We start from the raw sequence: 876 nt of genomic DNA on the forward strand, positions 1-876 counted from the left end.
GCAGGAAGCCCCGTCCTTCAGGGCGGGGAGTAGTCACTCCGCCCCTCCAGAAAACCAAAAACAGGAATCCATCCCGGCAGAATAAACAAGGGGGGGAGGGGGTAGGCTGAAATTCAAAATGCCGGTTTCGCCCTAATCCAGATTCCAGCCATCCAAAACAGAACCATCAGATTGGACTATGGCCTTTGTGACGTATTCGCCTCTTGTTTTGTACAGTCTGACTCTTGAATATGGCCTGCGCTGTTTGGCTTTATAGTCGAAGAAAATTTTCCATCCGTCATCGAGAAATTTCCTCACTCGAATAACCATCGGATGGCTTTCTAGCTTGAGTGATTCAATATTTTCATATGTCACCGAGAGCGCGCCTGACCGGCCGTCGAGCGCCGATGGCTGATTTGTGTGCTCAGATATCAGCCTTAAGAATGTCGTCATTCGTGTTCGCAAATGCGTCGGAAAAGAACCTGTTATGTACATGTAAGCCGCACGATGACGCAGTGCTGCATATTCTTTGTTGTTCGGGTTGTTCACGATATTACGCAGCTGAATCAAATCAACCTGCGTATCGTCTGTTAATTGCGTGCTCACGATTTGATATCCCTTCCGTGGTCGGAACAAAGGTGCTGGCATAGGCTACAATTGTAGCTGTAGAGCTGAATAAAATCGGTTTCAAGTCATGCTGTTATGTCGAAATCGGTTTACCCGATTGAGTCACTACAATTCTCGAGGCCGAGGCCCCAATACTGAGCTATGGTTGAGTCTGGTGTTCAGGCGGTTTGAATGACGGTGGAGCATCTGGTTAATTCGATATTGCCACACAAACCACCAAACATTGAAGGACGCACCCCTATGGATGAGGCTACCATCATCGAATTTGCG

1 protein-coding gene is annotated in these 876 nt (G+C 47.9%); it reads right to left on the reverse strand.

The genetic code is table 11. The features are described 5' to 3' along the window. Window positions 1-132: 132 nt before the first annotated feature. Entirely contained in the window at window positions 133-585 is a 453-nt protein-coding gene (locus E1297_RS01280; RefSeq protein ID WP_155132902.1) for a hypothetical protein, read from the reverse strand. Window positions 586-876: the final 291 nt, after the last annotated feature.

The organism is Roseibium sp. RKSG952 (assembly GCF_009711355.1).